At 66.2% G+C, this 4,407-nt stretch carries 5 protein-coding genes; 1 reads left to right on the top strand and 4 read right to left on the bottom strand.

The features are described 5' to 3' along the window. Together WA805_RS00930 and WA805_RS00925 are read right to left on the bottom strand one after the other, a co-directional pair. The coding region (locus tag WA805_RS00930; RefSeq protein ID WP_425241420.1) for a hypothetical protein at positions 1-279 on the bottom strand (279 nt) is incomplete at its 3' end. A gap of 27 nt (positions 280-306) precedes the next feature. Continuing rightward, positions 307-1,719 (bottom strand): MFS transporter, encoded by a 1,413-nt coding sequence (locus WA805_RS00925; RefSeq protein WP_425241419.1) that lies wholly within the window; start codon positions 1,717-1,719, stop codon positions 307-309. Between the two features lie 168 nt (positions 1,720-1,887). Here WA805_RS00925 and WA805_RS00920 point away from each other — a divergent pair, with 168 nt between their 5' ends. Continuing rightward, positions 1,888-2,076 (top strand): alpha/beta fold hydrolase, encoded by a 189-nt coding sequence (locus tag WA805_RS00920; protein WP_425241418.1) that lies wholly within the window; start codon positions 1,888-1,890, stop codon positions 2,074-2,076. 91 nt (positions 2,077-2,167) lie between these two features. Here the strand turns inward: WA805_RS00920 and WA805_RS00915 are convergent, their stop codons facing one another. Together WA805_RS00915 and WA805_RS00910 are read right to left on the bottom strand one after the other, a co-directional pair. Further along, positions 2,168-3,877 carry an adenylyl cyclase gene (locus tag WA805_RS00915; protein ID WP_422279263.1) on the bottom strand — a complete coding sequence of 570 codons (1,710 nt, stop codon included), beginning with the start codon at positions 3,875-3,877 and terminating at the stop codon, positions 2,168-2,170. A 292-nt stretch (positions 3,878-4,169) separates the two neighbouring features. After that, positions 4,170-4,407: hypothetical protein (locus tag WA805_RS00910; RefSeq protein ID WP_425241417.1), on the bottom strand; the 238-nt coding region annotated here is incomplete at its 5' end.

Below are 4,407 nucleotides of genomic sequence, written 5' to 3'. Positions count from 1 at the left end.
GGTCCATGGCCAGACGCTCTTGATCCGGAACACCTGGTGCACCCTCCACGGATCGGCGTCGAAGACCGCGTAAACGGCGCTCTCATCGGCCGCCTCGACGGCCAGCAGCGCGATGTCGTCGTCAGCGCCGCTGCCGATCGGCCCGCCCAGGATGACGAACCCGCGGGCGACAAGCTGATCGGCGAACGCGGCATGCTCATCCCAGAAGGGCTGCTCGCGGATATCCCGAGCGTGGTCCCAGTTGACGCCCTTGGCCGTAGTAACGGCGAACACCGGCATTGGCAGTTCCTTTCCCGGGTTTCGGACTTATGTGTCAGCCGCTTCGTGCGGCAAGCGGGATGTGAGCTGGCTGGGAAGCCGCGCTCCGACGATGACCCCGATGAGAGCAACCACGATGCCGAACGAGAACGCTAGCGCGACTCCGGGGCCGTGCCCTATCCCGGCCGCGGCGGCGGCCACGATCGCCCCCGCCACCCCGGTACCGATGGCCTGACCGAGCACGTCGCAGAGCTGGAGAGCTGAGGTTGCCCGGCCCTCCTCGCCCGGCGCGGCGCGATCGAGCGTGGTCACGGACAGCGGGGCGTAGGCGGTGCCGATCCCCGCGCCGGCCACCGCCCAGGCTCCTATCGCCAGCTCGGGGGGAACCGACGGCAGGAGCACGACGCACATCACGCCGAGGCCAATGGCGACCAGGCACTCGCCAGGCCGGACTAGGCGGCGCGGACCATACCGGGCGATACAGCGGGCCTGCACCCACGACCCGGCCGTCCACGTGAGGGTCGACGCCGTGAGCGCAAGAGCGGCCACCGCCGTCGGGGCATGCCGGACGGTCACGATCGCGTACGGGACATACGCGTCGCCCGCGAAGAAGCAGCACGTCAGCAGCGCCCGGCTGAAGATTGTGGCGGTAAGCCCGGGCCGTGCGGACAGATGCCGAGGGGGTGTCAAGCGGCGCAGTGAGACAGCGAGAAGCGCGCTGCCGGCAATACCGCCCGCGACGACCACGGGCACGACGCCGGAGCTGAGCGACGCCAGCGCCCCGCCGGCGCCGGCTACCAGGCCCAGCACCGCTAGGTACGGCACTGCTGCCGTTCCCGGACTTGCGGGTGGCGGGACATGCCGCAGGGCTAGGACGACCAGGATCCCAGCCACGATCACCAGCGGTATCAAGCCCAGGAATACCCAGCGCCAGCCAACTGCCGCGGCCACCAGGGCGGCGATGGCCGGCCCGATCAGGCCGGGCACCACCCATGCGGTGGAAAGGACGGCGAACATTCGCGGCCGGGACTCGTCGGGATAGCACCGGGAGATCGCCACGTAGGCCACTGCGGGTACGACCCCGGCGCCAAGGCCCTGCACTGCCCTCCCCACCACGAGAACCGCCATGTCCGGGGCGGTCCCGCCGACGACCAAGCCGAGAGCAAACAGGGCAAGACCGGCGAGCATCAGCCGCCCGAGCGGCACGCGGTCGGCCAGCGTCCCGGCGACCACGATCCCGATCAGGCTCGCCAGCAGGAAAGCGCTGAACACCCACCCGTAGAGACGGAGATCTCCCAGATGGCGGCTGACCACCGGCAAGATGGTAGCGATGGCGAGAGCCTCGAACGCGACGAAGGTGACCGCGAGCACGAGGCCGACCGTCAGCAGGCGGCGCGCGGGTGCCCATATCCCGCCCGCGCCGGACGGCGTCGTTGGGGCCCTGGTCGCATCTGTGCTCACCTGAGTGAGGGTAGAGCCTCGACTGCGGTTGCCAAGTTCCCAGGTGAAGTCATGTCGGCGCGCTGCGGTAGCACCCAGTGAGGTCTGTTACGTTTAGTAACCGGTCGAGGTGGAGGACTGGGAGGGTTCCTCGCCCACCTGGACTCGCTCGGGATCCGCCACACCCGGGTGATCACCCGGCCGGAGAACAACTCGCAGTTCTGCTACATCCACGACCCCGACCACACGATGATCGAGCTGCTGCCAAGCGCTCGCGTTGAGGTTGTGACGGGTGCGCCGCACTCGATGTACTGGGAGACGCCGCAACTGTTCAACGACGTGATGGCGAGCTTCCTGAGGGACGTCGCGGCCGGCTGAACCGCGAGCCCGCTAAACGAAGATGCCTTCGGCGCCGCATCCGCGACACCGAAGGCATCTTCCGTTAAAAGCCAGTTACCTTTCCGCTAGGTCACGGGTAGCTGACGACCTGGCTGGCCACGTCTTCGTTGGCGGAGCTCACCGGACCGCCGGTGTCGTTGATGACGTGGTCGATGGTGCCGGGACCGCTGAGGTTGATCGTGAGCAGGTCGTTCATCTGGACGCCCGGCGTGTTCGGGACCTCGAAGGCATGTGACACATGGATGCTCGGGTCCACGTTGGTGAAGATGTAACTGCCCATGCCGTAACCGTGGAACGTCTGCACGTTGTCGGCCACCTTGAAGGCCGCGTAGCCGAGCACGCCGTCGTGCTCGTAGGCAGCCTGGTTTGGCGGGTCGTACGGCAGTTCGTTCTGGAAGAAGATGACTTCGCCGCCGTTGCCGTTCCAGATGACGTTGTACTGCTGGAAGTGCTCGACGAACAACCCGGTCGCGGTGACGTTGTCGCCGTTCACGACGAGGCCGTTGTTAGCGGTGTTGACGGTCCAGCCGACCGAGCCGGCCACGCCGTGATCGGCACGCCAGATCCAGAGGTCGTCAAGGATGGTGTAGGGGGTGTTGACCTCGAGGGAGACGGTCGCCTTGCCGACGTGCGGTCCGCCGACCCGGAAGAACACGTCCTGCAGTCCGGTCGGGTCGGACGGCTGGTTGTGCGGGACGCCGTTGTTGCCGTTCTTCGTGCCGATCTGCATCAGCACCGGCGAGTTGACCGGTCCGGCGTCGACGATGAGGCCGGAGATGTCGATGCCGGCAACGTCGGCGGTGGTGAGGGCCGTGCTGCCGCTGGTCGCCGTCAGGGTGGCGAAGCCCAGGCCCTGTACCACCGCGTCGGTCCGCTTGACCTTGATCGGCGAGTTCACGTTGTAGACGCCGGGGGTGAGCAGCAGGTTGAGGCCCTTGGACAGTGCGTTGTTGATTGTGCTGACCGAGTCGGACGGCGTGGCGATGAAGAACTTCGACAGCGGGATCGAGGTGCCTGGCGTGTGCCCGTTGGCCCACGTGGTGCCTGTCGAGTTGGTCTGGGGTGACGGCACGAACATGTTCCAGTTGCCCGAGCCGTCGATGTACAGGTAGGGCTTCTCCCTGCTCACCGGCGTCTGCGCGAGCGTCGTGTAGGCGGCGCCGGCACCGAAGTCCTGCGCGGGCGCGTTGATGTCGCCGGAGAAGACCTGGTTCCACACGTAGTTGGACCAGCCGCCGGTACCCAGGTTGCTGTTGCGGACGTAGAACTGCTGCTGCGACCCGTTGAGCGCGCCGCCCTCCAGATCCGAATCGGCGACGAAGCCGCCGCTGGCGAAGTTCGGGTTCTCGCAGTACGGCATGAAGGTGGTGAAGTCCTTGACATCGACCCGGCGCATCGGGGCCGCCTGGGACACCGCCCACATCTCGTTGCTTGTGTGGCAGTCGCCCGGTGCAACCGGGACGACATGGATGGTCAGGTTGGAAACCGAACGCCAGAAGATGTCCAGCGCACCGCTGCCGTTCATGCCGACGGCGGTCACGCCGCCGTTGATGACGACGTCCGACGGGTCCTGGCCCAGGCCGTCGACCTCGGTGTAATAGCCGACCGGGATGTCCAGCGGGGCGCTCTGGGATCCATAAGTACCCGGCTCGAAAAGCAGCGCATAACGCGCGGTGCCCATCTCGTTGGTGGCCTGCTGGGCGTAGATGGCGTTGACGTCGTTCTGGATGGCGGCCTGCGTCATTGACGGGGTGAAGACACAGACATTCGGGCCGAACATCGCAATGTTGGCGTCCGGACAGAGACTTGCCGGTGACGGGGCCGCGCTGGCGTTTGCTGCCCCCACGGCTGTCGCGGTCAGCGCTGAGGCGCCCAAGAGCGCCGAACTGACCGCAAGACGAGCGATTTTTCGCATAAGGCACCTCGCTGTGCTGGAGTTCCCAGAGGGAATGTACGACGCACAGCGTGCGGAAGTGAAGAGCAAACATTGGTCTAGACCAAAATAATCATTGGTCTAGACCAAAAACTGTGAATACCCCGGGATTGCGGGCCTGGGATGGCCCAACTCGCGTTCAGTCGCGGACCATTGCGTCGGCTGGGGAGAGGTGCTCGACCGTTTCGCCGGTGTCGGCGAAGGTGCGGGTGACGTAGGCGGAGCTGTATACCCACAGGATTTTCATCGGGGCTTCGCCGCTGACGTTGGTGAACTTGTGGAAGGTGCCCGCCTTCACGTACGTGGTGTCGTAAGGCACGAAGAGACGGCAAACGATTGAAGGATGCGCCGGGGCCGGCCTGGTCGACATCATCGGC

The organism is Trebonia sp., assembly GCF_049794275.1.
Classification (GTDB): domain Bacteria; phylum Actinomycetota; class Actinomycetes; order Streptosporangiales; family Streptosporangiaceae; genus Trebonia.
Note: the sequence above shows the minus strand (reverse complement) of the source record. Positions and strands in the feature narration are given on the sequence as shown.